The following is a 26,180-nucleotide window of genomic DNA, read 5'->3' as shown; positions in this document are numbered from 1 at the left end:
TTGCGCATGTTCATGAGCGAAGTACCACGCCGCTATCGTCTTCCCAGTACACGTAAACCTGATCACCCCAGGTCGGACGTGCGCCACGGCGTTCGGCGTTGGCCACGAACGACTGCACCAGTTTGCCGCTCGGCAACTCGACGTAGAACACCGAGTGCCCACCCAGATAGGCGATGTCGTGCACCTTGCCGCTCGACCAGTTGTACTCGCAGGTCGGTTGATCGGCGGTGACCAGCAGCTTCTCCGGACGAATCGCGTAAGTCACCGATTTGTCCTGCACCGAGGTGCTGATGCCGTGGCCGACGTAGATCTGCCGATCGAGGTCTTTGCAGGTGATGGTCGCGTGGCCTTCGGCGTCGTCGATCACTTCGCCTTCGAAGATGTTGACGTTACCGATAAATTCGCAGACCAGACGGCTGGTCGGGGTTTCGTAGATGTCGATCGGGCTGCCGATCTGAGCGATCCAGCCCAGGTGCATGATCGCGATGCGCTCGGCCATGGTCATGGCCTCTTCCTGGTCGTGGGTCACCATCACGCAGGTCACGCCGACGCGCTCGATGATCTCGACCAGCTCCAGCTGCATCTGCGAGCGCAGTTTTTTATCCAGTGCGCCCATCGGTTCGTCGAGCAACAGCAGCTTCGGCCGCTTGGCCAGCGAACGCGCCAGTGCCACACGCTGACGCTGACCGCCGGACAGTTGATGCGGCTTGCGCTTGGCGTACTGGCTCATCTGCACGAGCTTGAGCATTTCAGCCACGCGGGCGTCGACTTCAGCCGCCGGAATCTTGTCCTGCTTGAGGCCGAAGGCGATGTTCTGCGCCACGGTCATGTGCGGGAACAAGGCGTACGACTGGAACATCATGTTGATCGGACGTTCGTACGGCGGCATGTCGGTAATGTCGACGCCGTCGAGGAAAATGCGCCCCTCCGTGGGCCGTTCGAACCCTGCCAGCATCCGCAGCAGAGTGGATTTGCCCGATCCCGATCCGCCGAGCAGAGCGAAGATTTCGCCCTTTTTGATTTCCAGGGACACATCGTCCACGGCAATCGTCTCGTCGAACTTCTTCGTGACCCTGTCGATTTTGACCAACACCTGTTTCGGTGTCTGGTCGCCCTCGAGGGCTTTCTTATAGGCGCCGGAGGCAACTGCCATTTACGAAACTCCCAGATAAAAACAATGCAGTCCGCCCCGCAAGGCGAACCCAGGATAGTGTGTGCCTTACATCCCCGACTTGACCTTGGTCCAGCTGCGGGTCATCAGACGCTGAATGTTCGGTGGCAACTCGGTCGACACGTAGGCCTTGTCGATAACGGCCTGCGGTGGGTACACCGACTCATCGGTACGGATGGACTGTTCCATCAGTTTGTCCGACCCAGGGTTAGGGTTGGCGTAACCGACGTAATCACTGACCTGGGCAATCACCTCAGGTTTCAGCAAATAGTTGATGAAGGCGTGAGCCTCCTTCACGTTCGACGAATCCTTCGGAATCGCCAGCATGTCGAACCACAGCGCGCCGCCCTCTTTCGGCACCGAGTAGGCGATGTTCACGCCTTTCTTGGCTTCGGCAGCGCGGTTCTTCGCCTGGAAAATATCGCCGGAGAAACCGATGGCCACGCAGATGTCGCCGTTGGCCAGGTCACCGATGTATTTCGAGGAGTGGAAGTAGGTCACGTAAGGACGCACCGCGAGCAGCTTGGCTGTGGCTTTTTCGTAGTCCTTGGGATTGGTGCTGTTGGCGTTCAGGCCCATGTAGTTGAGCACGGTCGGCATCATTTCATCCGCCGAATCGAGGAACGCTACGCCGCAACTTTGCAGCTTCTTGATGTTCTCTGGTTCGAACAAAACGCCCCAGGAATCGATCTTGTCGACACCCAGTACAGCCTTCACTTTATCGACGTTGTAACCGATGCCGTTGGTGCCCCACAGGTACGGCACGGCGTACAAGTTGCCCGGATCGTTCTGCTCCAGGCGCTTGAGCAGCGCCGGGTCGAGATTCGAATAATTCGGCAGCTGCGAGCGGTCGAGCTTCTGGAACGCGCCTGCCTTGATCTGCTTGCCGAGGAAGTGGTTCGACGGCACGACCACGTCGTAACCGGTACGCCCGGCCAGCAGTTTGCCTTCCAGGGTTTCGTTGGAATCGAACACGTCGTAAACCGGTTTGATCCCGGTGGCTTTCTGGAAGTCAGCCAGGGTCGTCTCGCCGATGTAGTCCGACCAGTTATAAATATGCACCGTACCGGCGGCCTGGGCACCGACAGCAATCGTCAGGCCGGCAGTGGCCAGCAGGGCATTGCGCAAAGAAGAAAAAATAGGCAAGTGGAGGTCCTCTAAATTAGTTGGGCCCAAGTTGCCCCGCGCTGCATGACAGCCGTGGCTGCCCGGCAACAAAACCGGCGCGCAACTTACCCTCGAAAAACCGTTCCAGCAAAACTTTTGTCATTTAATTGATCCGCTGGCCGCCATCGCGAGGGCGACGGCCAGCGGTTATCGCTTCAAATCGGCTTATTTACCGGATTTGATCTTGGTCCAGCTGCGGGTCATGATCCGCTGAGTTGCGGCCGGCAAGTCGGCGATCGCGTACAGCTTGGCCAGTACGTCAGCCGGTGGGTAAACGCTCGGATCGCTGGTGATGTCTTTATCAACCAGTGGCGTTGCAGCGGCGTTACCGTTCGGGAAGCGTACGGCGTTGGTGATTTCAGCCATGATTTCCGGCTTCTGCAGGAAGGTCATGAACTTGTAGGCGCCTTCGACGTTTTCGGCATCTTTAGGGATGGCGACCATGTCGTAGAAGCTGCCCGCACCTTCTTTCGGAATGTTGTAGCTGACTTTCACCTTGTCACCGGCTTCAGCCGCGCGGGACTTGGCCTGGTAGATGTCACCCGAGTAACCGACGGCGACGCAGATGTTGCCGTTGGCCAGGTCGGAGATGTACTTGGACGAGTGGAAGTAGGCGATCGAAGGACGCACCTTCATGATCAGCGCTTCAGCCTTGTCGATGTCTTCTTTCTTCTGGCTGTCGGTTGGCAGGCCCAGGTAGTGCAACGCCACCGGAATCATCTCGGTTGGCGAGTCGAGCAGGCTGATGCCGCAGGATTTCAGCTTGGCCGCGTTTTCCGGCTTGAAGATCAGATCCCACGAATCGACAGGTGCGTCGGCACCCAGTGCAGCCTTGACCTTCTCGGCGTTGAAGCCGATGCCGATCGAGCCCCACATGTACGGGAAAGCGTGCTCGTTGCCCGGGTCGCTGACCGACACGGCTTTGAGCAAGTCAGTGTTGAGGTTTTTCCAGTTAGGCAGCTTGGACTTGTCCAGCGTCTGGTAAACACCGGCCTTGATCTGCTTGGCGAGGAAGTTGTTCGACGGTACGACGATGTCGTAGCCGGACTTGCCTGCGAGCAGTTTGGCTTCGAGGGTTTCGTTGCTGTCGAAGACGTCGTAAACGACTTTGATGCCCGACTCGTCTTCAAACTTCTTGATGGTGTCCGGAGCGATGTAGTCCGACCAGTTGTAGACGTGCAACACCTTGTCGTCCGCCTGAGCCGCAGCCGCCATGATTCCCATCAGGGACATGGCGAGCAGAGTCTTGCCAGCGAGCTTTTTGCCTAATGCCTTCATGCGTAATGCTCCAAATTTTCTTTTTTTGAACCACTTTGTTCAGCGGCCGAACCCGGACAACTGGAACCGCGGCTAGTCTGGCAAGATCCGAGGCGGTCTTTCAAGAAAAGACCAGCCTTTCTGACAGCTTTGAGCGAGAGCGCCGCGGCTCCCCCGCTCAGAGCCTAGCACTTAGCCCTGCAATGCACTGAGGGTCAGATCCAGGCATTTACGTGCCTTTGTAACCAGTTCATCGATCTCCGCTTTGCTGATCACCAGCGGCGGCGCGATGATCATGGTGTCGCCGACAGCGCGCATGATCAGGCCGTTATCAAAGCAGAACTGACGGCAGATCATGCCGACGCCCTTGCCTTCGTAACGCTTGCGAGTGGCCTTGTCCTGCACCAGCTCAATGGCCCCCAACAGACCGACGCCGCGAACTTCACCCACCAACGGGTGATCGTTCAGTTCCCGCAGACGTTTCTGCAAATACGGTGCCGTTTCGTTGTGCGCGTTCTCGATAATTTTTTCGTCGCGCAGAATGCGGATGTTTTCCAGACCCACCGCTGCCGCCACCGGGTGACCGGAGTAGGTGAAGCCGTGGTTGAAATCGCCGCCTTCGTTGAGCACTGCCACCACGGTGTCGCGCACGATCAGGCCACCCATCGGGATGTAACCGGAGGTCAGGCCTTTGGCGATGGTCATCATGTCAGGTTTGAGGTCGTAGAAATCGCTACCGAACCACTCACCGGTACGGCCGAAACCGCAGATCACTTCGTCCGCGACGAACAGGATGTCGTACTTGGCGAGAATTTCCTTGATGCGCGGCCAGTAGGTGTCTGGCGGAATGATCACGCCGCCGGCGCCCTGAATCGGCTCGGCAATAAAGGCACCGACGTTGTCGACGCCGACTTCGAGAATCTTTTCTTCCAGCTGATTGGCCGCCCAGATACCGAACTCTTCCGGGGACATGTCGCCGCCTTCAGCGAACCAGTACGGCTGTGCGATGTGGACGATGCCCGGGATCGGCAAGTCGCCTTGCTCGTGCATATAGGTCATGCCACCGAGGCTCGCGCCAGCCACGGTCGAACCGTGATAACCGTTCTTGCGGCTGATGATGACCTTCTTGTTTGGCTGGCCTTTGATCGCCCAGTAGTGGCGAACCATACGCAGCATGGTGTCGTTGCCTTCGGAGCCGGAACCGGTAAAGAACACATGGTTCATGCCTTCTGGCGCCACGTCGGCGATCGACTTGGCCAGTTCCAGTGCCGGCGGGTGCGCGGTCTGGAAGAACAGGTTGTAGTACGGCAGTTCACGCATCTGTTTGGCGGCGGCGTCGGCCAGTTCATCACGACCGTAACCGATGGCCACGCACCACAGACCGGCCATGCCGTCGAGGATCTTGTTGCCCTCGCTGTCCCACAGGTACACGCCCTTGGCGCTGGTAATGATCCGCGGACCTTTCTCTTTCAGCTGCTTGAAGTCGCTGAACGGCGCCAGGTGGTGATCATTGCTGAGTGCTTGCCACTCGCGGGTTTGCGGGTTGTTGCTGGTCATGCCAATTCTCCTTGTTATCGGTGAAGGCGCGGCGTCTGCACGCCGCGCCCGGCGTATCAGACGGCGAAGAGCAGGTACTCGCGCTCCCACGAACTGATCACGCGCTTGAAGTTTTCATGCTCGGCCCGCTTGACCGCGACGTAGCCAGTGATGAAAGTTTTGCCCAGGTACTTCTCGATGGTTGCACTGTTTTCCATACGCTCCAGTGCATCCTCGATGGTCAGCGGCAGGCGCAGGTTGCGGCGTTCATAACCACGTCCGACCACTGGCGCACTCGGGTTGAGGCCTTCGACCATGCCGATGTAACCGCAGAGCAGGCTCGCGGCAATCGCCAGGTACGGGTTGGCGTCGGCGCCCGGCAGACGGTTTTCCACCCGACGGTTCTGCGGGCCGGCGTCCGGTACGCGCAGACCCACGGTGCGGTTTTCTTCGCCCCATTCCACGTTCACCGGTGCCGAGGTGTCCGGCAGGAAGCGGCGGAACGAGTTGACGTTCGGCGCGAACAACGGCAACAGCTCAGGAATCAGTTTCTGCAAACCACCGATGTGGTGCAGGAACAGCTGGCTCATGGTGCCGTCTTCATTAGAGAAGACGTTTTTGCCGGTCTCGATGTCGATGATGCTCTGGTGCAAGTGCATCGCACTGCCCGGCTCGCCCGTCATCGGTTTGGCCATAAAGGTCGCAGCGACGTCGTGCTTGAGCGCGGCCTCGCGCATGGTGCGTTTGAACACCAGAATCTGGTCGGCCAGCGACAGTGCGTCGCCGTGACGGAAGTTGATTTCCATCTGCGCCGTGCCGTCTTCGTGGATCAGCGTGTCGAGATCCAGTTCTTGCAGTTCGCACCAGTCGTAGACGTCTTCGAACAGCGGGTCGAATTCGTTCGCCGCTTCAATGGAGAACGACTGACGACCGATTTCCGGACGGCCCGAGCGACCGATTGGCGGCTGCAATGGATAGTCAGGGTCGTCGCTGCGCTTGGTCAGGTAGAACTCCATTTCCGGCGCGACGATTGGCTGCCAGCCTTTGTCGGCATAGAGTTTGAGAACTTTTTTGAGCACGTTGCGCGGCGACAGCTCGATCGGGTTGCCTTGCTTGTCGTAGGTGTCGTGGATCACCTGTGCGGTCGGCTCGATGGCCCACGGCACCATGTACACGGCGTTCTGGTCGGGACGGCAGATCATGTCGATGTCGGCCGGGTCGAGCAGTTCGTAATAGATGTCGTCTTCGACGTAATCGCCGGTCACGGTCTGCAACAGAACGCTTTCTGGCAGGCGCATGCCTTTTTCGGCGATGAACTTGTTGGTCGGCGAAATCTTGCCACGGGTGATCCCGGTCAAGTCGGCGATCATGCATTCGACTTCTGTGATCTTGTGGTCTTTCAACCAATCGGTGAGCTGGTCGAGGTTGTTACTCATAAATGCCTCTGGGCTGAGTCTCCTGACGCTATGTCAGGCAAAGTTTGACGCCGGGGCGTCGCGATAAAGGGCTTGCTTGTGCGCAGTGCGGGCTTACGCCAGGCACCGCGCATAGACAATGAAAGAGGAGCTTACCTGCCCTTTACGCTGGCGTTGCATTTCCTGTGCACAGTTCAGGCGTGCAGAATCGTGAGCACGGCTTGGCAGCCGGCACAGGCTTTGGGAGTAAAAGAGATCTATATTGGAAGGGGACGCCATAAACAGAGTGCCTTGTCGTACGTCCAGAATATCGGACGCTGCCGTTTTGCCTGCTGCTGACGAGAACCTCGTCGACAGGCTGCGCGCCTTATTGGCGGAGCGTTGGACGGATTTGTCGCCACTGATGTGATAAGCATGCAGACCGGACTGTTGCGAGCAGTCGGTGATGCCGATTAACGGCAGGCGAGACATGAAGCACCCCGGTATTATTGCTGTTATGGGTTTGATCCGAGCTTAGCCTTGTTCATTTTTTTACACAACACCCCCGTAAAAAATACAACACGGCCTGCTCAAGCCTGCGGGTGGCAAGCGTCCCAGCGTCTCAAAAGCGCCCCAAAGTGCCCCATAAATGCCCTTGCAGCGCTTTTTTAGGGCAAAAAAGGCCTCGCTTGACTTCGGCAGGCCGTTCGGGTTGACTGAAACCAGAAAAGATCAATGATTGATATTTTTAACAACAAAGGTGTTGCATCATGTCGGTACCCCCGCGTGCCGTTCAGCTTAACGAAGCGAACGCGTTCCTTAAGGAACATCCTGAGGTTCTGTACGTTGACCTTCTGATTGCGGATATGAATGGTGTGGTGCGCGGCAAGCGCATTGAACGCACCAGTCTCCACAAGGTTTACGAGAAAGGCATCAACCTGCCGGCCTCTCTATTTGCTCTGGACATCAACGGCTCCACGGTGGAAAGCACCGGCCTGGGTCTGGACATCGGCGACGCCGATCGAATCTGCTATCCAATCCCCGACACTCTGTGCAACGAGCCATGGCAGAAGCGCCCAACCGCGCAACTGTTGATGACCATGCACGAACTCGAAGGCGACCCTTTCTTCGCCGATCCGCGCGAAGTGCTCCGTCAAGTTGTTGCAAAGTTTGACGAGCTGGGCTTGACCATCTGCGCCGCATTCGAACTCGAGTTCTACCTGATCGACCAGGAAAACGTGAACGGCCGTCCACAGCCGCCACGCTCGCCGATCTCCGGTAAACGCCCGCACTCGACTCAGGTCTACCTGATCGACGACCTCGACGAATACGTCGACTGCCTCCAGGACATTCTGGAAGGCGCGAAAGAGCAAGGCATCCCGGCCGACGCCATCGTTAAGGAAAGTGCCCCGGCGCAGTTCGAAGTGAACCTGCACCACGTCGCCGACCCGATCAAGGCCTGCGACTACGCGGTACTGCTCAAGCGTCTGATCAAGAACATCGCTTACGACCATGAAATGGACACCACCTTCATGGCCAAGCCGTACCCGGGCCAGGCCGGTAATGGTCTGCACGTCCACATTTCGATTCTGGATAAAGAAGGCAAAAACATTTTTGCCAGCGAGGATCCCGAGCAGAACGCCGCGCTGCGTCACGCGATCGGCGGTGTGCTCGAGACCCTGCCCGCGCAGATGGCTTTCCTCTGCCCGAACGTCAACTCCTACCGTCGTTTCGGCGCACAGTTCTACGTGCCGAACTCGCCGTGCTGGGGTCTGGACAACCGCACCGTGGCGATTCGCGTACCGACCGGCTCGTCCGATGCCGTACGTATCGAACACCGCGTGGCCGGCGCCGACGCCAACCCGTACCTGCTGATGGCTTCGGTACTGGCCGGCGTGCACCACGGTCTGACCAACAAGATCGAGCCGGGCGCGCCTGTCGAAGGCAACAGCTACGAGCAGAACGAACAAAGCCTGCCGAACAACTTGCGCGATGCCCTGCGCGAGCTGGACGACAGCGAGGTGATGGCCAAGTACATCGATCCGAAGTACATCGATATCTTCGTCGCCTGCAAGGAAAGCGAGCTGGAGGAGTTCGAACACTCCATCTCCGACCTTGAGTACAACTGGTATCTGCATACCGTTTAAGCGGTTGTAGCGCCAAAAAGAACGCCGTCGGCTGATTCAGCCAACGGCGTTTTTTTATGGCCGAATACAAACCTGTGGCGAGGGGATTTATCCCCGATCGGCTGCGCAGCAGTCGTAAACCCTGAGAGCCGGATACTCCTGACACACCGAGTGGGATGGCTTTGGGGCTGCTTCGCAACCCATCGGGGATAAATCCCCTCGCCACAGGGTACTGGCAGACAACACGGAACCCGGCTCGTACAATGCCCGCTGCCCCGCAGGAGACTTTCATGACGCGTCCCGCCCCCGTTCGCAAACCCCGTGCCCGCAGCCAGGCGCGCATCGATTCGATACTCGACGCCGCGCGCACGCTGCTGGCTGCCGAGGGTGTGGCGAGTCTGTCGATCTACAGCGTCGCCGAACGTGCGCAGATCCCGCCCTCCTCCGTGTACCACTTTTTCGCCAGCGTACCGGCCTTGCTCGAAGCGCTGACGGCGGATGTGCACGCGGCTTTTCGCGCCTGCCTGCAAGCGCCGATCGATCACGAAGCGCTGCGCGACTGGCGCGATCTGTCGCGGTTGGTCGAGCAACGGATGCTGGAGATCTACGACGAAGACGCCGCCGCACGCCAGTTGATTCTCGCCCAGCACGGCTTGACCGAAGTGACCCAGGCTGACCGGCAGCACGACATCGAACTGGGCGACCTGATGCACAAGCTGTTCAATCACCACTTCGAGTTGCCGAGGCTGCCGGAGGATGTTGACGTTTTTGCCTTGGCGATGGAGTTAGGCGACCGGGTTTATGCGCGCTCGGTGCAGCAGCATGGGCAGATCACCCCGCGCATGGCCGAGGAAGGGATGCGCGTGTTTGATGCCTATATCGGCCTGTATTTGCCGCCTTATCTGCCCAAGCGCTGAGCCATGATCGTTCCCACGCTCTGCGTGGGAATGCAGCCCGTGACGCTCCGCGTCACTGGACGCGGAGCGTCCCTAGAGGCATTCCCACGCGGAGCATGGGTACGATCACAAAAAACCCCGAAGGGCTCACGCCCTCCGGGGTTGTTTTTTACTCACTGGCTTACAACTTGGCGATCGACACCTCGGTGGATTTCACAAAGGCGATTACTTCGCTGCCTACCACCAGTTCCAGCTCCTTGACCGAACGGGTGGTGATCACCGAAGTGACGATGCCCGAAGCGGTTTGCACGTCGATTTCCGACAGCACGTCGCCGAGGACGATTTCCTTGATCGAGCCTTTGAACTGGTTGCGCACGTTGATGGCTTTAATAGTCATGGCATTGATTCCTGTCGTTGATAAAACTTGAGTTATTGCGCCCAACGCAATTGCGTAGGCAGTGGTGAAACAGGTTCCGGCGCCGGCGGTTCGCCGGGCAGGGACAAAACTCGGTTGAGCACTTCGGTTTCCAGCGCGGCCAGTCGGTGCGAACCGCGTACCCGTGGGCGCGGCAGTTCGACGTGCAGGTCAAGGCCGACTTCGCCGTCCTCGATCAGAATCACCCGGTCGGCAATCGCCACCGCTTCGCTGACGTCGTGGGTCACCAGCAGCACCGTGAAGCCGTGTTGCTGCCAGAGACGTTCGATCAGTTGCTGCATTTCAATGCGGGTCAGCGCGTCCAGCGCGCCGAGCGGTTCGTCGAGCAGCAGCAGCCGTGGCTGATGGATCAGCGCCCGGGCCAGCGCAACGCGCTGCTTCTGTCCGCCAGACAAAGCCGCCGGCCACTCATTGGCGCGATCCGCCAGACCGACTGCTTCCAGCGCATCCAATGCCTGCGGACGCCAGTTGCCTTTAAGGCCGAGACCAACGTTGTCGATGATCTTTTTCCACGGCAGCAGACGCGCTTCCTGGAACATCAATCGGGTGTCTTCCCGCGCATCGCTCAGCGGCGCAGAGCCGGCGAGCAAGTCACCGCCAGTCGGTTGATCGAGGCCGGCGAGCAAGCGCAGCAAAGTACTTTTGCCGCAGCCACTGCGCCCGACCACAGCGACGAATTGCCCCGCCGGAATGTGCAGATCGATGTCACGCAACACCTGCCGCGAACCGAAGGTTTTCTGCAGGTTGCGCACTGCCAGCGGAATCCCGCGCAGCAGGCGTGGAGGTTGTTGAGCGGTCATGCTGCACCTCCTTTGGCAACCTGATACGCCGGATGCCAGCGCAACCACACACGCTCAAGTCCACGCGCCGCAAGGTCGGCCAGTTTGCCGAGCACCGCGTAAAGCAGGATCGCCAGCACCACCACGTCGGTCTGCAAAAACTCCCGGGCATTCATTGCCAGGTAGCCGATGCCGGAGCTGGCGGAAATGGTTTCGGCGACGATCAGCGTCAGCCACATAAAGCCCAGGGCGAAGCGCACACCGACCAGAATCGAAGGCAGCGCGCCCGGCAGAATCACCTGCCAGAACAGGCTGAAACCGGACAGGCCATAACTGCGCGCCATCTCCACCAGCGCCGGATCGACGTTACGGATGCCGTGATAAGTGTTGAGGTAGATCGGGAACAACGTGCCCAACGCCACCAGAAAAATCTTCGCCGACTCGTCGATGCCGAACCACAGGATCACCAGCGGAATCAGCGCCAGGTGCGGCACGTTGCGGATCATCTGCACCGAGCTGTCGAGCAGGCGTTCGCCCCATTTCGACAGGCCGGTGATGAAGCCCAAGACCAGACCGATGCTGCCGCCGATGGTGAAACCAAGGGCTGCACGCCAGCCACTGATCGCCAGGTGCGTCCAGATTTCGCCGCTGCGCACCAGGCTCACGCCGGCTTCGATCACCGCCACCGGTGCCGGCAGAATCCGTGTCGACAACCAGCCCGCCGACACCGACAACTGCCACACCGCCAGCAGCAATACCGGCAGCGCCCAAGGCGCGAGGCTGTGGATGATTTTCTTCATGGCGCGCCTCAGCTCTGCGACGCGGCTTTGGGAAGAATGTCGTTGGCGACCATCTCGCCGAACGGGCTGACGTAACCGGCACTTTTCGGCAGTTCCGGACGCTCGATGTCGAGGTGCGGGAACAGCAGTTCAGCGACGCGATACGACTCTTCGAGGTGTGGATAACCGGAGAAGATAAAGGTGTCGATGCCGAGATCGGCGTATTCCTTCACCCGTGCAGCCACAGTCGGGCCATCGCCAACCAGCGCCGTACCGGCACCGCCGCGCACCAGACCGACGCCGGCCCACAGGTTCGGGCTGACTTCGAGGTTGTCGCGGCTGCCGCCGTGCAGTGCGGCCATGCGCTGCTGGCCGACCGAATCGAAACGCGCCAGCGAAGCTTGAGCGCGAGCGATGGTGTCGTCGTCCAGGTGCGAGATCAAACGATCCGCCGCTTGCCACGCTTCTGCGTTGGTTTCACGGACGATCACGTGCAGACGAATACCGAAGCGCACGGTGCGGCCAAGTTTGGCGGCTTTGGCGCGAACTTGGGCAATCTTCTCGGCCACCGCGGCTGGCGGCTCGCCCCAGGTCAGCACCATTTCCACTTGTTCGGCGGCCAGATCTTGCGCGGCTTCCGACGAGCCACCGAAGTACAGCGGCGGACGCGGTTGCTGGATCGGCGGATAGAGCAACTTCGCGCCTTTCACGCTGATGTGCTCGCCGTCGTAATCAACGGTTTCGCCTTCCAGCACACGGCGCCAGATGCGGGTGAATTCCACCGAGGCTTGATAGCGTTCTTCGTGGCTGAGGAACAGACCGTCGCCAGCCAATTCTTCTGGGTCACCGCCGGTTACCAGATTGAACAGCGCACGGCCGCCGGACAGACGATCCAGTGTCGCTGCCTGCCGCGCCGCGACCGTCGGGGAAATGATCCCGGGGCGCAGCGCAACGAGGAATTTCAGGCGCTGGGTTACCGGGATCAGCGACGCCGCCACCAGCCACGAGTCTTCGCAAGAGCGGCCGGTCGGAATCAGCACGCCGCCGAAACCCAGACGATCCGCCGCTTGCGCGACCTGTTGCAGATAACCGTGGTCGACGGCGCGAGCGCCTTCGGCGGTGCCAAGGTAATGGCCGTCACCGTGGGTAGGCAGGAACCAGAAGATATTGAGGCTCATGGAGTGGTCTCCTTGGGGATTCGAATTACAGCGCTTTGGCCACAGCGGCCTGTGGTGTCCAGATCACATCCTTGATGCTCAGCGGCTTCGGAATCAGCTTGAGCTGGTAGAACGTGTCAGCGATCTTTTGCTGCGCAGCGACCACTTCCGGGGTCAGGAACAGTGCGCCGTAGCCCTGGCGTTTCACCGAGGTCAGGGTGATGTCCGCCGGCAGGCCGAGCAGTGGCGCGACTTGCTGGGTCACGTCTTCAGGATTGGCTTTCGACCACTCGCCGACGGCGCGCACTTCCTCAACGAGGGCTTTGATCACCTCAGGATTTTTCTGTGCGTAAGGCTTGGTGGCGAGATAGAACTGGTGGTTGTCGACGATGCCCTTGCCATCGCGCAGGGTGTGCGCTTGCAGTTGTTTCTCGGCGGCAGCCTGGTACGGATCCCAGATGACCCAAGCATCGACGCTGCCACGTTCGAACGCGGCGCGGGCATCGGCCGGCGGCAGGAATACGGTTTGAATGTCGGTGTACTTGAGACCGGCATCTTCCAGCGCACGCACCAGCAGGTAGTGGACGTTGGAGCCTTTGTTCAGCACGACTTTCTTGCCCTTGAGATCGGCCACCGATTTGATCGGCGAGTCTTTCGGCACAAGGATCGCTTCGCTGTTGGGCGCTGGCGGTTCGTAGGCAACGTAGAGCAGATCAGCGCCAGCAGCCTGAGCAAACACTGGTGGGGTTTCGCCAGTGACACCGAAGTCGATCGAGCCGACGTTCAGACCTTCCAGCAGCTGCGGGCCGCCGGGGAACTCAGTCCATTGCACGTCGACGCCTTGGGCGGCCAGACGTTTTTCCAGCGTGCCCTTGGCTTTGAGCAGCACCAGCGTGCCGTACTTCTGATAACCGATCCGAAGAGTCTCGGCTTGAGCTTGAGTGATGGCGCCGAAGGTGACAGCCGCAGCAAACAGAGCGACCAGACCACGACGCAAAAATACAGTGCGCATAGCGCTCTCCTTTTTGCTGTTGGGTTTTGGCTGCACCTGCTTGGCCGTTAGCGGCTGAGTAAGGTGAAGTACATCAAATGCGGGTGAGGCTTAAATGCTCCAGCGAGCACTCAACAAACGTTCGTTCAACAGGCCCGGTTCCAGCGGTTTCGGGCGGCGGGCCATGGCGCCGACAAACTGATCCAGCGCTTCATGCAGACGCTGCTCCAGCGCCGGGGCCAGTTGCGCGGCGGCACTGCCTTCGCCGTAAGCAATCTGGCTGTCCTCGGCGAAAATCCCCTGGAGCATTTCCTGGGCTTTCAATGCCGACAGCACAGGCTTGAGCGCGTAATCGACCACCAACATGTGGGCGATGCTGCCGCCGGTGGCCATCGGCAAAACAATCTTGTGATTCAGGGCACGCTCTGGGAGCAGATCCAGCAGCGTCTTCAACGCGCCAGAAAAAGACGCTTTGTAAACCGGTGTGGCGATCAACAGGCCGTCGGCGTTTTCAATCTGTTGCAGCAGGTCGAGCACCTTCGGGCTGTCGAAGCGGGCATGGAGCAAATCCTCGGCCGGGAAATCCCGAATCTGATAACTCACCACTTCCACGCCTTGCTGCTGCAACCAACGTTGCGAGCGCTCCAGCAGCACCCCGGAACGGGAGCGCAGGCTGGGACTGCCACCGAGTGAGACAACCAGCATTGAGACGATTCCTTAAGCATTACAGGCGATTCGCGGGTTGCGATCTCGCTTCGATGGGAGTGACCTTACCAGCTGATTTATATATCCATAAATCATATTTATTCATTTGGTTATGCGTTTTGGAGATATGCGGATTGCTTTGTTTCAGGCGAAAAAAAAGGCCGTCGAAACGGCCCGAAATCCCCTGCTTAGTGGTTCCGTGGTCACTGGACTAACGCCTTCGCGAGCAGGCTCGCTCCCACATTTGGAATGCGATCACCTGTGGGAGCGAGCCGGCTCCGGGCGGCGTTCCGACGAAAGCGGTGGTGGCTACACCGCAAATCTCACTTGTTCGGCTGTGGCGTCAGGCGCAGATAAGGCTTCACCGCCCGATAGCCCTTCGGAAAGCGCTGCTTGATCTCTTCCTCGTCCTTCAACGAAGGCACGATCACCACCTCATCACCGTCCTGCCAGTTAGCCGGCGTGGCCACTTTGTAGTTGTCGGTGAGTTGCAGCGAATCGATCACCCGTAGAATCTCGTGGAAGTTGCGCCCGGTGCTCGCCGGGTAGGTGATGGTCAGGCGAATCTTTTTGTTCGGATCGATCACGAACAGCGAACGCACGGTCAACGTGTCGTTGGCGTTCGGGTGGATCAGATCGTACAGATCGGACACCTTGCGATCGGCATCGGCCAGGATCGGAAAGTTGACAACGGTGTTCTGGGTTTCGTTGATGTCTTCGATCCACTTGTGGTGCGAGTCCACCGGGTCGACCGACAGCGCAATGGCTTTGACGCCGCGCTTGCTGAATTCATCTTTGAGTTTGGCGGTGAAGCCCAGCTCGGTGGTGCACACCGGGGTGAAGTCCGCCGGGTGGGAGAACAGCACGCCCCAGCTATTGCCCAGCCACTCGTGAAAACGAATCTTGCCGGCACTGGAATCCTGTTCGAAGTCGGGGGCGATGTCGCCGAGTCTGAGGCTCATGGTGCTGCTCCTGATGAGTTGTTGGAGACCTCAACTGTAGCTCGGGATTTGCCATCATGAAAAAGAATAAATAATCAGATATCTAGATCATAAGTGAATATTAAACATCTGTTCACTGGACGCTGAACGGCATCCCGACGAACATCGGTCGCAAGGTTCGAGAAGGCCTTGAGTTGCAGTAAAGAGGGAAATTCGGGGAGGGCTTACGGGGGTGGGCCTGACTCGAAAACGCAAAAGCCCCGTCCGGCGCGATGCCGGACGGGGCTTTTTTTACGTCAGATACTTGAAAACGCTATTACAGCAGCGGCAGCGAATAGCTGAGGATCAGACGGTTTTCGTCCTGATCGCGCTGACCGGCGATGTCGTTGCGCCACGAAGCGTTTTTCCACATGAAGCCCACGTTCTTCAACGGGCCTTCTGGGATCACGTACGCGACGGTCAAATCGCGTTCCCACTCGGAAGCGCCGTTCGAGGTTTGAACGCGACCGGCGTTGTAGGTATCGATGTTGTCGCCACGCAGGTAAACCATGCCAGCGGTCAAGCCAGGCACGCCCACTTTGGCGAAGTCATAGGAGTAGCGTGCTTGCCAGGTGCGCTCGCCGGCACGGCCGAACTTCTGGATTTGCATGTCGGTGATGGTGTAGTTCGACGAACCGTCGCCTTGGTTCAGCCAAGGGAAGTCGCTGCTGCCGTTGCTGACCTGATAGCCACCACCGAAGGTGTGACCGGCAACGGTGTACAGGAACAAGCCGCTGTACAGGTTGTTGTCGACTTTACCGCGACCGTTGGCGAAACCAGCGTAGCTACCGGTGCTGTAGTAAGCAGGCGTGTCACCGTTGGCGCCGTCATCGGAGCTGTTGAAGTAACGCAGATCGGACTTCAACACGCCCGGGCCGATTGCCCAGTTGTGAACCAGACCCAGGAAGTGTTGCTTGTAGAAATCTTCCAGGTTGCCGTAGTAGTACTGGGCAGTCAGGTCTTTGGTGATTTTGTAGTCACCACCGGCGTAGATGAACTTGTTGCTGTCGCGACCGCTGACGGTTGGGCTGTTAGCGCCACCAATCGACAGTTGCTCGTTGTTGCTGGAGTTACGACCTTTCACGGCTTCGATCTGACCACCGACCAGGGTCAGGTCTTTGATGTCGCCGGAAGTGATCTGGCCACCCTGCCAGGTTTGTGGCAGCAGACGACCGTCGTTGGTCACGATGACCGGCAGTTTTGGCTGCAGGGTGCCCAATTTCAGTTCGGTCTGGGAGATCTTGGCTTTGGCAGTCAGGCCCAGGCTCGAGTAGTTATCAACCGCTTCGCCGTTGGACTTGCTCGGGAACACAGTGCCGCCGTAAGAGGTAGCAGTAGCGCCGTTAGTGCCGCCACCCGAATCCAGCTTGATGCCCAGCAGGCCGATAGCGTCGATACCGAAGCCGACGGTGCCTTGGGTGTAACCGGAGATGAAACGCAGATCGAAGCCTTGGCCCCATTCTTCGTTCTTGCTCTGAGCGCCAGCGGCTTTGGTGCCGGAGTCACGGTTATCGGTATTGATGTAGAAGTTACGCAGCCCCAGTGTGGCCTTGCTGTCTTCGATGAAACCGGCGGCGCCTGCCTGCTGCGCCATAACCCCTACGGCCACAGCCAGGGCCAAGGTGGACTTGTTCATGTATAGCTCCTCTCGTTTCTAATTTTTGTGTTCCTGGCCCGGGGTCTGATGCCCTGGATCCTAAGATGCGCGATTAGCGCCAGACCGTGACTGACAAGTCAATCGTAACCTCGTGTGTCTACGACCAAGGTCTAATCGCAGTGATTTGGTCCCTGCACAGTACTGATTTCCTGATAACCCCAAAAAGAATTATTTCATTCTTTTTAATACCATTCGAGTATATGGCCCATTAATGGCCACCTGCAGCGGGATACAGGATATCGGCTACTAAGCTCATTCCTAAATGGTATTTATTAGCCTTTTTTTAGATCGATTAGCTTTGGCGCATTCAAATCACGTCAAACCCTATCCAAAAGGCGACGCCATCATGGCCAAACGCGCACTATCGAGTCAATTTGTTACAGTTTGTGTATCGGCGATATTTTCTTTTTCCGCACAGGCGGCCAACCTCACGGTTGGCTACCAAACCGGTATCGATCCGAGCAAAGTCCCGCAGGCTGACGGTGTCTACGAGAAAACCATCGGCGAGAAGATCGACTGGCGTCGTTTCAACAGCGGCCCGGAAGTTGTGACAGCCATTGCTTCGGGCGACGTGCAGATCGGCAACCTCGGTTCCAGCCCGCTGGCGGCAGCCGCTTCACGCAATCTGCCGATCGTCGCCTTCATCGTTTCAGCGCAGATCAACGCCGCCGAAGCACTGGTGGTGCGCAATGGCAGCGGCATCAATTCCCCGCAGGATCTGGTCGGCAAGACCATCGCCACACCCTTCGTTTCCACCTCGCATTACAGCCTGCTCGGTGCCCTGAAGCATTGGGGCCTCGACGCTTCGAAAGTCAAAGTGGTGAACCTGCAACCGGCAGAAATCGCCGCGGCGTGGAAGCGTGGCGATATTGATGGCGCGTTTGTCTGGTCGCCGGCGCTGGGTGAAATCCGCAAGACCGGCAAGACCTTGACCGATGCTGCGCAAGTTGGCCAGTGGGGCGCGCCGACCTTTGAAGTGTGGGTCGCACGCAAGGACTTTGCCGAGAAGCACCCGGACGTCGTGGCCAAATTCGCCAAGGTCACGCTGGACTCGTTTGCTGATTACGCGGCGCACAAAGACAGCTGGACGGCTGACTCGGTGCCTGTGCAAAAAATCGCCAAACTGACCGGTGCCAATGCCGCCGACGTGCCTGAATTGCTCGCCGGTTCCGCATTCCCGGATGCCAAGGCACAACAAACCACGGCGCTGCTGGACGGCGGCACGGCGAAGGCGATTGGTGAGACGGCGAAGTTTTTGAAGGAACAGGGCAAGGTTGAGACGGTGCTGCCGGATTATTCGCCATACGTGAGCGCGAAGTTCATCACCGAGTAATTGATCGTTCCCACGCCGATCGCTGATCGTTCCCACGCTCCGCGTGGGAATTCAGCCCGGGACGCTCCGCGTCCCATCGAAAGCCGAACGCGGAGCGTCCGTTGAGCCATTCCCACGCAGAGCGTGGGAACGATCGATGAACCGGGTCAGAGGGTTTTTTCAAAGATCTTCGAGTTGCGCTGGTAGTTGTACAGCGACGCCCGTGCCGCTGGCAGGCGCTCGACGCTGCTTGGCTCGAAGCCACGTTCGCGGAACCAGTGCGCGGTGCGCGTGGTAAGTACGAACAACGTTTTCAAGCCCTGCGCCCGCGCACGTGTCTCGATGCGCTCCAGCAACTCATCGCCGCGACGACCGTGGCGATATTCCGGGTTCACCGCCAGGCACGCCAGTTCACCGGCGTCCGATTCGGCAATCTGATACAGCGCCGCACAGGCGATGATCATGCCTTCGCGTTCGACCACGCTGAACTGCTCGATCTCACGTTCCAGCACTTCGCGCGAACGACGCACCAGAATCCCCTGTTCTTCCAGCGGACTGATCAAGTCGAGCAAACCGCCGACATCTTCAATCGCCGCTTCGCGCACCAACTCGAATTGCTCTTGCGCGACCAGCGTACCGCCACCGTCACGGGTAAACAGTTCGGTCAGCAGCGCACCGTCTTCGACGTAACTGACGATATGGCTGCGCGCCACGCCGCCACGGCACGCTTCGGCAGCGGCATCGAGCAGTTCCGCCTGATAGTTGCTGCCCAGACGCTGCAAATGCGCCGGCACTTGTTGCGGGCGCAGTTCGCGCACCAGTTTGCCGTTTTCGTCGATCAGGCCGAGATCAGCGCCGAACAGCAGCAGCTTGTCGGCACCCAGATCGATGGCAGCGCGGGTGGCGACGTCTTCGCAGGCGAGGTTGAAGATTTCACCGGTCGGCGAGTAACCCAGCGGCGACAGCAGCACGATCGAACGCTCATCGAGCAGACGATTGATGCCCTTGCGGTCGACCCGGCGCACTTCGCCGGTGTGGTGATAGTCGACGCCTTCCAGCACGCCGATCGGCCGCGCGGTAACGAGGTTGCCGCTGGCCACGCGCAGACGCGAGCCCTGCATCGGCGACGAGGCCATGTCCATCGACAGCCGCGCTTCAATGGCAATGCGCAACTGACCGACCGCGTCGATCACACACTCCAGCGTCGCGGCATCGGTGATGCGCATGCCGTGATGGTAATGCGGGGTCAGGCCGCGCGCGGCGAGGCGGGTTTCAATCTGCGGGCGCGAACCGTGCACCAGCACCAGTCGTACGCCAAGGCTGTGCAGCAAGACCAGGTCGTGGACAATGTTGCCGAAGTTCGGATGCTCCACGCCGTCGCCGGGCAGCATGACGACGAAGGTGCAATCGCGGTGGGCATTGATGTAAGGGGACGCGTGACGAAGCCAATTAACGTATTCGGGCATGAACCTGGGCCTGTAATAAATAGCAGCCGGAAAAAGGGCGAAACGGAAAACGCACAGCGGGCTGATGGTTATCGTCGGAACAGGCTTGGCGACACGCGCGCTCTCCTCATGAATACGGGTTCAATTCCCACAAATTTAACGACCTCCCCCTGTAGGAGCTGCCGCAGGCTGCGATCTTTTGCGCTTTAAAACCAAGATCAAAAGATCGCAGCCTTCGGCAGCTCCTACAAGGGAGGCGTTCAATTCTTCAGGCAGTAATGTTCAATCAGTTGCCGTAATAGATGCACGGTAGGCTGCAAACGTGACATTTCAAGGTACTCGCCGGGCTGATGCGCGCAGGCAATGTCGCCGGGGCCGAGGACGATGGTTTCGCAGCCGAGGCGCTGAAGATAAGGCGCTTCGGTGCCGAACGCTACTGCTTCGGCGCTATGACCGGTGAGCTTTTCGGCGATGCGCACCAGTTCGGCGTCTGCATCCTGCTCGAACGGCGGCACTTCCGGGAACAACGGTTTGTAATCGATCTTCACCTGATGCCGCTCGGCCACCGGGTTGAGCTTGCGCAGAATCTCCGCGCGCAGCACCTTCGGATCCATGCCCGGCAGCGGTCGCAGATCGAACTCCAGCGAACACTGGCCGCAGATACGGTTGGGATTATCGCCACCATGAATGCAACCGAAGTTCATCGTCGGCTGCGGCACGCTGAACTGCGGGTTGTTGAATTCACGCTGCCACAACAGGCGCAGACCGCGCAGTTCGCCGATCGCGTCGTGCATCGCTTCGAGTGCACTGTGGCCCAAGCGTGGATCCGACGAATGGCCGCTCTGCCCGAGAATGTCGATGCGCTCCATCATGATGCCTTTGTGCATGCGGATCGGTTTCAGCCCGGTCGGCTCACCGATTACCGCTGCGCGGCCCAACGGACGCCCGGCCTCGGCCAGTGCACGGGCGCCGGACATCGAGCTTTCTTCATCGCAAGTGGCGAGGATCAGCAGCGGTTGTTTGAACGGCTGATCGAGCAGCGGCAACACCGCTTCGATGATCAGCGCGAAAAAGCCCTTCATGTCGCAACTGCCGAGGCCGACCCAGCGGCCATCGACTTCGGTCAATTTCAGCGGATCGGTCTGCCACAACGCATCGTCGTACGGCACCGTGTCGCTGTGCCCGGCCAGCACCAGCCCGCCGGGGCCGCTGCCAAAACTGGCGAGCAGGTTGAATTTGCCGGGGCTGACTTGCTGGATATCGCAGCTGAAACCCAGATCACCCAGCCAGCCGGCGAGCAAATCGATCACCGCGCGGTTGGACTGATCAAGGTTCGGTTGGGTACAGCTGACCGACGGCGCGGCAATCAACGCAGCGAACTGGTCTTGCATGGACGGCAAAGGCATCGCTGACTCCAACTCCCGATTTGAAGTCCATCATAGAACCATCCGGCGTCAGGAATAAACCGCCGCAGGGCGTAGGACGAATCAGTCCTGTACACTGCACGGCCTTGGCAGCCACATATTCCCCGGCTGCGCTCCCGATCCTGGATTTTCCGGCCATGCAGAAAGAAACCGAAATCAAACTCCGCGTCAGCCGCGAAACCCTCGCCGCCCTGCGCGAGCACCCGTTACTGAAAAAACGCAACAAAAGTGGCTGGGAACGCCGTGAGTTGATGAACCAGTACTTCGACACCCCCGAGCGCGATCTGGCTCAGGCCAAAGTCGCCCTGCGCCTGCGCAAGGACGGTGACGAAGTGATTCAGACCCTCAAGACCCGTGGCCAGAGCGTCGCCGGCCTGTCCGAGCGTAATGAATACGACTGGAAGTTGCCGAAAGCCAAACTCGACGTGAAGAAACTCGACGGCGAATGCTGGCCCGAGTCGCTGGCCGAGCTGGACAAGAAAACCCTCAAGCCGATCTTCACCACCGATTTCGTCCGCGAACGCGCCGAAATTGCCTGGGGCCGTGGCAAGAGCAAAGTGGTTATCGAAGCCGCGCTGGATCTCGGTCACGTTGTAGTCGGCAAGCAGAAAGAAGAAATCTGCGAGCTGGAACTGGAACTGCGCGAAGGCGAGCCTGCTGCGCTGCTGGAACTGGCCGCTGAACTGGCCGCTACCCTCGCGCTGATGCCGTGCGACATCAGCAAGGCTGAGCGCGGTTATCGTCTGTACGACGCCAACAGCTACTCGCTGAGCCTGCCGGCGCCAGAGCTGACCCCGGAAACCCAGCTCGACGACGCTTTTGCCGCGCTGAGCTGGCACTTGCTCGGCAGCAGCCAGCGTCTGGCGGAACAGTACCGTTTCAACGGCCACTGGCGCCTGTTGCTCGACTGGGTCGAGAACCTCGCGGAAATGCGCGCCCTGCTCAGCAGCCTCGGCCAGGCCGCACCGCGTCAGTCGACTCACGATTTGCGCGTTGCACTGGATGCATTGCTGGAAGACTGGCGCCCGCTGGTGCAAGCCGGTATCGAAGACGAAGACGTGCGCAAAGCCGCGCCGGAGCAGTTCCTCGAAGAACTCGAAGACCCGCGTTGGGGCCTGTTCTCGCTGAACACTTCGCGCTGGTTGCTGGCTCGCACCTGGACCGCCGAGCGTAACGTGCGTGGTAATCGTCAGGGCGGTGCGCAGTTGCACAGCTGGTTGCCGCGCACCTTGGGCGAAGAAGCGACTGCTTTGCAGTTGCAGCGTTATCAGCAGCAGCCGGAAGATCTGGCTGAGCAACTGCCGCGTATCGAGCGCATTCAGGTCTGGCTGCACCACGCACGCAACGTGCTGGAGATCCCGGAAATGGATCGCCTGTACGGCGAACTGAACAAACTGGCACAACTGGCCAACGAGCCGACGATCACTGACGAACTGCTTGATGCACGCAAGCAGCAGGCGATTGCGGTTTACCAGAATCGTGCGTGGAAAATGCTGCTGCGCATGTAAGCCCTCTGTGGTGATCGTTCCCACGCTCCGCGTGGGAATGCAGCCCGGGACGCTCCGCGTCCCAAAGCGGACGCAGAGCGTCCATTGAGGCGTTCCCACGCAGAGCGTGGGAACGATCAGTGGGAACGATCAGGGTCAAACCGGGAGGCTGGTGGTGGATTTGATCTCCGACAGCGCCACAATCGAATTCACTTCCTGAATCCCCGGCACCAGCGACAACTTCTCGAAGAAGAACCGCTCATACGCCTCAATGTCCGCCGCGACGATCCGCAACAAAAAATCCACCGCGCCCATTAGCACATAACACTCCAGCACCTCCGGAAAGCCGCGAATCGCTTCGGTAAATTCGGTGAAGTTCGAACGCCCGTGCGCGTTGAGTTTGATCTCGGCGAAGATCTGCGTGTTCAGGCCAATCTTCTTGCGATCAAGCAAGGTCACCTGGCCACGAATGATGCCCTCCTCCTTCATCCGCTGAATCCGCCGCCAGCACGGCGATTGCGAGAGGCCGACCTGCTCGGCGATCTGCGCGCTCGACAGTGAAGCGTCCTCTTGCAGCAGGGCGAGAATCTTGCGGTCGTAGCTGTCCAGCTCACTGTGCATAGAAAAACCTCTAATCAACAGCCTTGCGAATAGATCCATTCGATCAATTGCCAACAACGCCGATCATAGCCAAGAAATACCCCGCACCGAATGTAAAAATTCCTCCAGAGAATTTGGAGACTCGTCATGCCGCACCTCGAAGCCGTCACCACCACGCCCACCCGCGCCGACGTCTGGAACGTCAGCAACGCCCATTGCCTGGCGCAATATCAAATCCTCGCCGAGGCCGAGCCGGATTTGCTGGTGCGGGTGCTGAATCTGTTCGCCCTGCAATTCCTCACCCCCGAACAGGTCAACGTGCAGCGCATGGACGATCTGATGTCGATCGACCTTGTCATGGGCGGCCTCAGTTGGCATCGCGCGCAAGTGATCGCGGAAAAACTTCGTAACCTGATTAGCGTCTGCTCGGTGGATCTGCAAAACGCCGACAGCGCTTGGGATGCGCCTGCACAAGCGGCCGGCTGACAAATCCGGCAACGGCTTCGTCGGGTAGTGGCCCAACGGTCTGCCCGGCCACGACTATCCTTTTGCGCACTGTCGTTTAAAAGGAAGCCCGCATGTCCGTTCAATTCGCCACTCAGGACCGCTGGCTGGAACTCAATGATGTGCTGCGTGAACTGGTCGCCCAAGGCTTTATCTGCCAGGACGCGGCGGAGCAGGCGCTGAATGCGCGCCGCCGTCACGCCGCAAATGGCCAGATGCACCCGCTGGAATTTATCGCCAGCCAGCAACTCGACGACCTCAGCCGTCCGGGCAAACACCTCGACCTGGAAAGCCTGACTTTGTGGCTGGCGCAGCAGGCCGGCCAGGCGTATTTGCGCATCGATCCGCTGAAGATCAACGTCGCCGCGATCACGCCCTTGATGTCTTACGCCTTCGCGCAACGGCACAAGATTCTCGCCGTGGCGGTCGACCGTGATGCGGTGACCGTCGCCAGCGCCCAGCCATACGTCACCGGCTGGGAAGCCGATCTGACTCACGTGCTGAAACTGCCGATCAAACGGGTGGTGGCCAACCCGGCGGACATCCAGCGCTTCAGCGTCGAGTTTTTCCGGCTGGCAAAATCGGTCAGCGGCGCCAGCAATGCCGATGCGCAGAGCGGCAACCTCGGCAACTTCGAACAACTGCTCAACCTCGGCGCCAGCGATCAGGAGCCGGACGCCAACGACGCGCACATCGTCAACATTGTCGACTGGCTGTTCCAGTACGCCTTTCAGCAACGCGCCAGCGATATCCACATCGAACCCCGGCGCGAACAAGGCACCGTGCGCTTTCGCATCGACGGCGTGCTGCACAACGTCTATCAATTTCCGCCGCAGGTGACCATGGCGATTGTCAGTCGCCTGAAAAGCCTTGGGCGGATGAACGTCGCCGAAAAACGCAAACCGCAGGACGGCCGGGTCAAGACCAAGACCCCGGAGGGCGGCGAAGTTGAGTTACGCCTGTCGACGCTGCCCACCGCGTTCGGCGAAAAAATGGTCATGCGGATTTTTGATCCGGAAGTGCTGCTCAAGGATTTCGATCAACTGGGTTTCAGCGCCGACGATCTGCGGCGCTGGCAGGACATGACCCGTCAGCCCAACGGCATCATTCTGGTCACCGGGCCGACCGGTTCGGGCAAGACCACCACCCTGTACACCACGCTGAAAAAACTGGCGACGCCGGAAGTGAACCTCTGCACCATCGAAGACCCGATCGAAATGGTCGAGCCAGCGTTCAACCAGATGCAGGTGCAGCACAATATCGACCTGAGCTTCGCCGCCGGGGTGCGTGCACTGATGCGGCAAGACCCGGACATCATCATGATCGGCGAGATCCGCGATCTGGAAACCGCCGAAATGGCTATTCAGGCAGCGCTGACCGGGCACTTGGTGCTGTCGACGTTGCACACCAACGACGCACCCAGCGCGATCAGCCGTCTGCTCGAACTCGGCGTGCCGCATTACCTGATCAAAGCCACCGTGCTCGGCGTTATGGCCCAGCGTCTGGTGCGCACGCTGTGCCCGCACTGCAAGGCACCGCAGACGCTGGAGGAAGAAGACTGGCAAACCCTGACCCGCCCGTGGCAAGCGCCACTGCCGGGCAATGCGCAACGGGCCATCGGTTGCGTGGAGTGCCGCGACACCGGTTATCACGGCCGCGCCGGGGTTTACGAAATCATGCAACTGAGCGACAGCCTCAAAACGTTCATCACCCCGGACACCGATCTGGCAGCGATTCGACGTCAGGCGTTCAAGGAAGGCATGCGCAGTTTGCGTCTGTCCGGCGCGCAGAAAGTCGCGGCGGGGCTGACCACGATTGAGGAAGTGTTGCGGGTCACGCCGCAGAGTGAGCTCAAGTAGGCCGTCAGGGAACTGGATCGGGGCTTGGCAATCCAACGCCCTAGTTAACCCCCAGGAGTCACCTCATCATGCGTCTCAAACTTGCTGTCGCCACCTTGGCCCTGCTGTCCCTTCCCGTTGGTTCGGCCATGGCGGACAGCTTTTGGCGTAACGTCATTTCGTCCGGTGCGACCACCGGTTCGACCTACCTGACCTTCAAGGATCACAAACTGATCATCGCCGCCCAGGATGATGCCGGCAGTTTCGTCGCCAGCGACGGCGACATTCGCGGGCCGTACCTGGAAGCCGCGATGCAGAAAGTACGCGCCGACAACCCGGGCCTGCAGGCGACGGACATGGAACTGGCGAATGCGATTCTGGCGAAAAACGCCGTGGCTTCCGAGTAACAAAAATGCCGCTCAATCGAGCGGCATTTTTTTGCCCAAATTTCCGCCTCAACACCATCCCTTGTAGGAGTGAGCCTGCTCGCGATAGCGGTGAATCAGCCGCCAAAAATATTGGCTGACACTACGCTATCG

Annotated in this window: 24 protein-coding genes; 7 read left to right on the top strand and 17 right to left on the bottom strand. The window is 59.3% G+C overall.

Annotated features, from left to right (window positions below; all coding sequences use genetic code 11):
* Window positions 1-10: 10 nt before the first annotated feature.
* The 6 genes from potA to QMX93_RS13915 all read right to left on the bottom strand — a co-directional run bounded on the left by potA (window position 11) and on the right by QMX93_RS13915 (window position 7,017).
* Window positions 11-1,153 carry a polyamine ABC transporter ATP-binding protein gene (gene potA / locus QMX93_RS13940; RefSeq protein WP_008085321.1) on the bottom strand — a complete coding sequence of 381 codons (1,143 nt, stop codon included), beginning with the start codon at window positions 1,151-1,153 and terminating at the stop codon, window positions 11-13.
* A 66-nt stretch (window positions 1,154-1,219) separates the two neighbouring features.
* Window positions 1,220-2,317 (bottom strand): polyamine ABC transporter substrate-binding protein, encoded by a 1,098-nt coding sequence (locus QMX93_RS13935; RefSeq protein ID WP_053124832.1) that lies wholly within the window; start codon window positions 2,315-2,317, stop codon window positions 1,220-1,222.
* 186 nt (window positions 2,318-2,503) lie between these two features.
* Window positions 2,504-3,616 carry a polyamine ABC transporter substrate-binding protein gene (locus QMX93_RS13930; RefSeq protein WP_282356571.1) on the bottom strand — a complete coding sequence of 371 codons (1,113 nt, stop codon included), beginning with the start codon at window positions 3,614-3,616 and terminating at the stop codon, window positions 2,504-2,506.
* 171 nt (window positions 3,617-3,787) lie between these two features.
* Entirely contained in the window at window positions 3,788-5,152 is a 1,365-nt protein-coding gene (locus QMX93_RS13925) for an aspartate aminotransferase family protein (RefSeq protein WP_159811924.1), read from the bottom strand.
* A 56-nt stretch (window positions 5,153-5,208) separates the two neighbouring features.
* Window positions 5,209-6,567 carry a glutamine synthetase family protein gene (locus QMX93_RS13920; protein WP_007913846.1) on the bottom strand — a complete coding sequence of 453 codons (1,359 nt, stop codon included), beginning with the start codon at window positions 6,565-6,567 and terminating at the stop codon, window positions 5,209-5,211.
* 93 nt (window positions 6,568-6,660) lie between these two features.
* A complete protein-coding gene (locus QMX93_RS13915) occupies window positions 6,661-7,017 on the bottom strand; it encodes a glutamine amidotransferase (RefSeq protein WP_156316191.1) in 357 nt (118 codons plus the stop codon).
* 278 nt (window positions 7,018-7,295) lie between these two features.
* Between QMX93_RS13915 and QMX93_RS13910 the strand changes: the two genes are divergently transcribed.
* A complete protein-coding gene (locus QMX93_RS13910) occupies window positions 7,296-8,672 on the top strand; it encodes a glutamine synthetase family protein (RefSeq protein ID WP_007913842.1) in 1,377 nt (458 codons plus the stop codon).
* Between the two features lie 269 nt (window positions 8,673-8,941).
* Window positions 8,942-9,568, top strand: a complete 627-nt coding sequence (locus QMX93_RS13905) for a TetR/AcrR family transcriptional regulator (RefSeq protein ID WP_159811925.1) — start codon at window positions 8,942-8,944, stop codon at window positions 9,566-9,568.
* Window positions 9,569-9,728: 160 nt separating this feature from the next.
* On the opposite strand, the gene QMX93_RS13900 is transcribed toward QMX93_RS13905, so the two are convergent.
* The 8 genes from QMX93_RS13900 to QMX93_RS13865 all read right to left on the bottom strand — a co-directional run bounded on the left by QMX93_RS13900 (window position 9,729) and on the right by QMX93_RS13865 (window position 17,010).
* Window positions 9,729-9,944 carry a TOBE domain-containing protein gene (locus QMX93_RS13900; RefSeq protein ID WP_003229256.1) on the bottom strand — a complete coding sequence of 72 codons (216 nt, stop codon included), beginning with the start codon at window positions 9,942-9,944 and terminating at the stop codon, window positions 9,729-9,731.
* Between the two features lie 32 nt (window positions 9,945-9,976).
* Complete coding sequence (gene ssuB, locus QMX93_RS13895; RefSeq protein WP_212545121.1) at window positions 9,977-10,783, bottom strand: aliphatic sulfonates ABC transporter ATP-binding protein; 807 nt, start codon at window positions 10,781-10,783, stop codon at window positions 9,977-9,979.
* Window positions 10,780-11,562: an aliphatic sulfonate ABC transporter permease SsuC gene (gene ssuC, locus QMX93_RS13890; protein WP_003229260.1), complete on the bottom strand. Its 783-nt coding sequence runs from the start codon at window positions 11,560-11,562 to the stop codon at window positions 10,780-10,782. Before ssuC ends, ssuB begins: the two co-directional genes overlap by 4 nt.
* A gap of 8 nt (window positions 11,563-11,570) precedes the next feature.
* On the bottom strand, window positions 11,571-12,719 hold the full coding sequence (gene ssuD / locus QMX93_RS13885) for an FMNH2-dependent alkanesulfonate monooxygenase (RefSeq protein WP_008085337.1): 1,149 nt from the start codon (window positions 12,717-12,719) through the stop codon (window positions 11,571-11,573).
* A 25-nt stretch (window positions 12,720-12,744) separates the two neighbouring features.
* Window positions 12,745-13,710 carry a sulfonate ABC transporter substrate-binding protein gene (locus tag QMX93_RS13880; RefSeq protein ID WP_282356567.1) on the bottom strand — a complete coding sequence of 322 codons (966 nt, stop codon included), beginning with the start codon at window positions 13,708-13,710 and terminating at the stop codon, window positions 12,745-12,747.
* A 90-nt stretch (window positions 13,711-13,800) separates the two neighbouring features.
* Window positions 13,801-14,394, bottom strand: coding sequence for an NADPH-dependent FMN reductase (gene ssuE, locus QMX93_RS13875; RefSeq protein WP_008085340.1), 594 nt, complete (start codon window positions 14,392-14,394; stop codon window positions 13,801-13,803).
* A gap of 323 nt (window positions 14,395-14,717) precedes the next feature.
* A complete protein-coding gene (locus QMX93_RS13870) occupies window positions 14,718-15,356 on the bottom strand; it encodes a peroxiredoxin (protein WP_053124849.1) in 639 nt (212 codons plus the stop codon).
* Between the two features lie 295 nt (window positions 15,357-15,651).
* Window positions 15,652-17,010 (bottom strand): OprD family porin, encoded by a 1,359-nt coding sequence (locus tag QMX93_RS13865; protein ID WP_282356565.1) that lies wholly within the window; start codon window positions 17,008-17,010, stop codon window positions 15,652-15,654.
* Between the two features lie 364 nt (window positions 17,011-17,374).
* On the opposite strand from QMX93_RS13865, the gene tauA reads away from it, so the two are divergent.
* Window positions 17,375-18,364, top strand: a complete 990-nt coding sequence (gene tauA / locus QMX93_RS13860; RefSeq protein WP_282356587.1) for a taurine ABC transporter substrate-binding protein — start codon at window positions 17,375-17,377, stop codon at window positions 18,362-18,364.
* Window positions 18,365-18,510: 146 nt separating this feature from the next.
* On the opposite strand, the gene argA is transcribed toward tauA, so the two are convergent.
* Entirely contained in the window at window positions 18,511-19,809 is a 1,299-nt protein-coding gene (argA, locus tag QMX93_RS13855) for an amino-acid N-acetyltransferase (RefSeq protein ID WP_053124855.1), read from the bottom strand.
* A 239-nt stretch (window positions 19,810-20,048) separates the two neighbouring features.
* Window positions 20,049-21,194, bottom strand: a complete 1,146-nt coding sequence (argE, locus tag QMX93_RS13850) for an acetylornithine deacetylase (RefSeq protein ID WP_282356564.1) — start codon at window positions 21,192-21,194, stop codon at window positions 20,049-20,051.
* 155 nt (window positions 21,195-21,349) lie between these two features.
* Between argE and QMX93_RS13845 the strand changes: the two genes are divergently transcribed.
* Window positions 21,350-22,720: a CYTH domain-containing protein gene (locus QMX93_RS13845; RefSeq protein WP_053124859.1), complete on the top strand. Its 1,371-nt coding sequence runs from the start codon at window positions 21,350-21,352 to the stop codon at window positions 22,718-22,720.
* Window positions 22,721-22,855: 135 nt separating this feature from the next.
* On the opposite strand, the gene QMX93_RS13840 is transcribed toward QMX93_RS13845, so the two are convergent.
* Window positions 22,856-23,320: an Lrp/AsnC family transcriptional regulator gene (locus QMX93_RS13840; RefSeq protein ID WP_016983809.1), complete on the bottom strand. Its 465-nt coding sequence runs from the start codon at window positions 23,318-23,320 to the stop codon at window positions 22,856-22,858.
* A 126-nt stretch (window positions 23,321-23,446) separates the two neighbouring features.
* Between QMX93_RS13840 and QMX93_RS13835 the strand changes: the two genes are divergently transcribed.
* The 3 genes from QMX93_RS13835 to QMX93_RS13825 all read left to right on the top strand — a co-directional run bounded on the left by QMX93_RS13835 (window position 23,447) and on the right by QMX93_RS13825 (window position 26,048).
* Window positions 23,447-23,785: a hypothetical protein gene (locus tag QMX93_RS13835; protein WP_282356563.1), complete on the top strand. Its 339-nt coding sequence runs from the start codon at window positions 23,447-23,449 to the stop codon at window positions 23,783-23,785.
* Between the two features lie 92 nt (window positions 23,786-23,877).
* A complete protein-coding gene (locus tag QMX93_RS13830) occupies window positions 23,878-25,662 on the top strand; it encodes a GspE/PulE family protein (RefSeq protein WP_053124863.1) in 1,785 nt (594 codons plus the stop codon).
* Window positions 25,663-25,727: 65 nt separating this feature from the next.
* A complete protein-coding gene (locus QMX93_RS13825; protein WP_282356586.1) occupies window positions 25,728-26,048 on the top strand; it encodes a DUF2388 domain-containing protein in 321 nt (106 codons plus the stop codon).
* Window positions 26,049-26,180 lie beyond the last annotated feature (132 nt).

Source organism: Pseudomonas sp. PS01303, from assembly GCF_029959385.1.
Classification (GTDB): Bacteria; Pseudomonadota; Gammaproteobacteria; order Pseudomonadales; family Pseudomonadaceae; genus Aquipseudomonas; species Aquipseudomonas rustica.
This window is presented reverse-complemented; position numbering and strand designations above follow the sequence as displayed.

Bases quoted from the DNA above. Each gene is read 5' to 3' on its own strand.
- QMX93_RS13880 (WP_282356567.1), bottom strand. From the start codon at position 13,710: ATGCGCACTGTATTTTTGCGTCGTGGTCTGGTCGCTCTGTTTGCTGCG.
- QMX93_RS13865 (WP_282356565.1), bottom strand. From the start codon at position 17,010: ATGAACAAGTCCACCTTGGCCCTGGCTGTGGCCGTAGGGGTTATGGCG.
- argA (WP_053124855.1), bottom strand. From the start codon at position 19,809: ATGCCCGAATACGTTAATTGGCTTCGTCACGCGTCCCCTTACATCAAT.
- QMX93_RS13900 (WP_003229256.1), bottom strand. From the start codon at position 9,944: ATGACTATTAAAGCCATCAACGTGCGCAACCAGTTCAAAGGCTCGATC.
- QMX93_RS13830 (WP_053124863.1), top strand. From the start codon at position 23,878: ATGTCCGTTCAATTCGCCACTCAGGACCGCTGGCTGGAACTCAATGAT.
- QMX93_RS13910 (WP_007913842.1), top strand. From the start codon at position 7,296: ATGTCGGTACCCCCGCGTGCCGTTCAGCTTAACGAAGCGAACGCGTTC.
- potA (WP_008085321.1), bottom strand. From the start codon at position 1,153: ATGGCAGTTGCCTCCGGCGCCTATAAGAAAGCCCTCGAGGGCGACCAG.
- QMX93_RS13915 (WP_156316191.1), bottom strand. From the start codon at position 7,017: ATGTCTCGCCTGCCGTTAATCGGCATCACCGACTGCTCGCAACAGTCC.
- ssuB (WP_212545121.1), bottom strand. From the start codon at position 10,783: ATGACCGCTCAACAACCTCCACGCCTGCTGCGCGGGATTCCGCTGGCA.
- QMX93_RS13925 (WP_159811924.1), bottom strand. From the start codon at position 5,152: ATGACCAGCAACAACCCGCAAACCCGCGAGTGGCAAGCACTCAGCAAT.
- argE (WP_282356564.1), bottom strand. From the start codon at position 21,194: ATGCCTTTGCCGTCCATGCAAGACCAGTTCGCTGCGTTGATTGCCGCG.
- QMX93_RS13870 (WP_053124849.1), bottom strand. From the start codon at position 15,356: ATGAGCCTCAGACTCGGCGACATCGCCCCCGACTTCGAACAGGATTCC.
- QMX93_RS13845 (WP_053124859.1), top strand. From the start codon at position 21,350: ATGCAGAAAGAAACCGAAATCAAACTCCGCGTCAGCCGCGAAACCCTC.
- ssuD (WP_008085337.1), bottom strand. From the start codon at position 12,719: ATGAGCCTCAATATCTTCTGGTTCCTGCCTACCCACGGTGACGGCCAT.
- ssuE (WP_008085340.1), bottom strand. From the start codon at position 14,394: ATGCTGGTTGTCTCACTCGGTGGCAGTCCCAGCCTGCGCTCCCGTTCC.
- QMX93_RS13930 (WP_282356571.1), bottom strand. From the start codon at position 3,616: ATGAAGGCATTAGGCAAAAAGCTCGCTGGCAAGACTCTGCTCGCCATG.
- ssuC (WP_003229260.1), bottom strand. From the start codon at position 11,562: ATGAAGAAAATCATCCACAGCCTCGCGCCTTGGGCGCTGCCGGTATTG.
- QMX93_RS13840 (WP_016983809.1), bottom strand. From the start codon at position 23,320: ATGCACAGTGAGCTGGACAGCTACGACCGCAAGATTCTCGCCCTGCTG.
- QMX93_RS13905 (WP_159811925.1), top strand. From the start codon at position 8,942: ATGACGCGTCCCGCCCCCGTTCGCAAACCCCGTGCCCGCAGCCAGGCG.
- QMX93_RS13835 (WP_282356563.1), top strand. From the start codon at position 23,447: ATGCCGCACCTCGAAGCCGTCACCACCACGCCCACCCGCGCCGACGTC.
- QMX93_RS13920 (WP_007913846.1), bottom strand. From the start codon at position 6,567: ATGAGTAACAACCTCGACCAGCTCACCGATTGGTTGAAAGACCACAAG.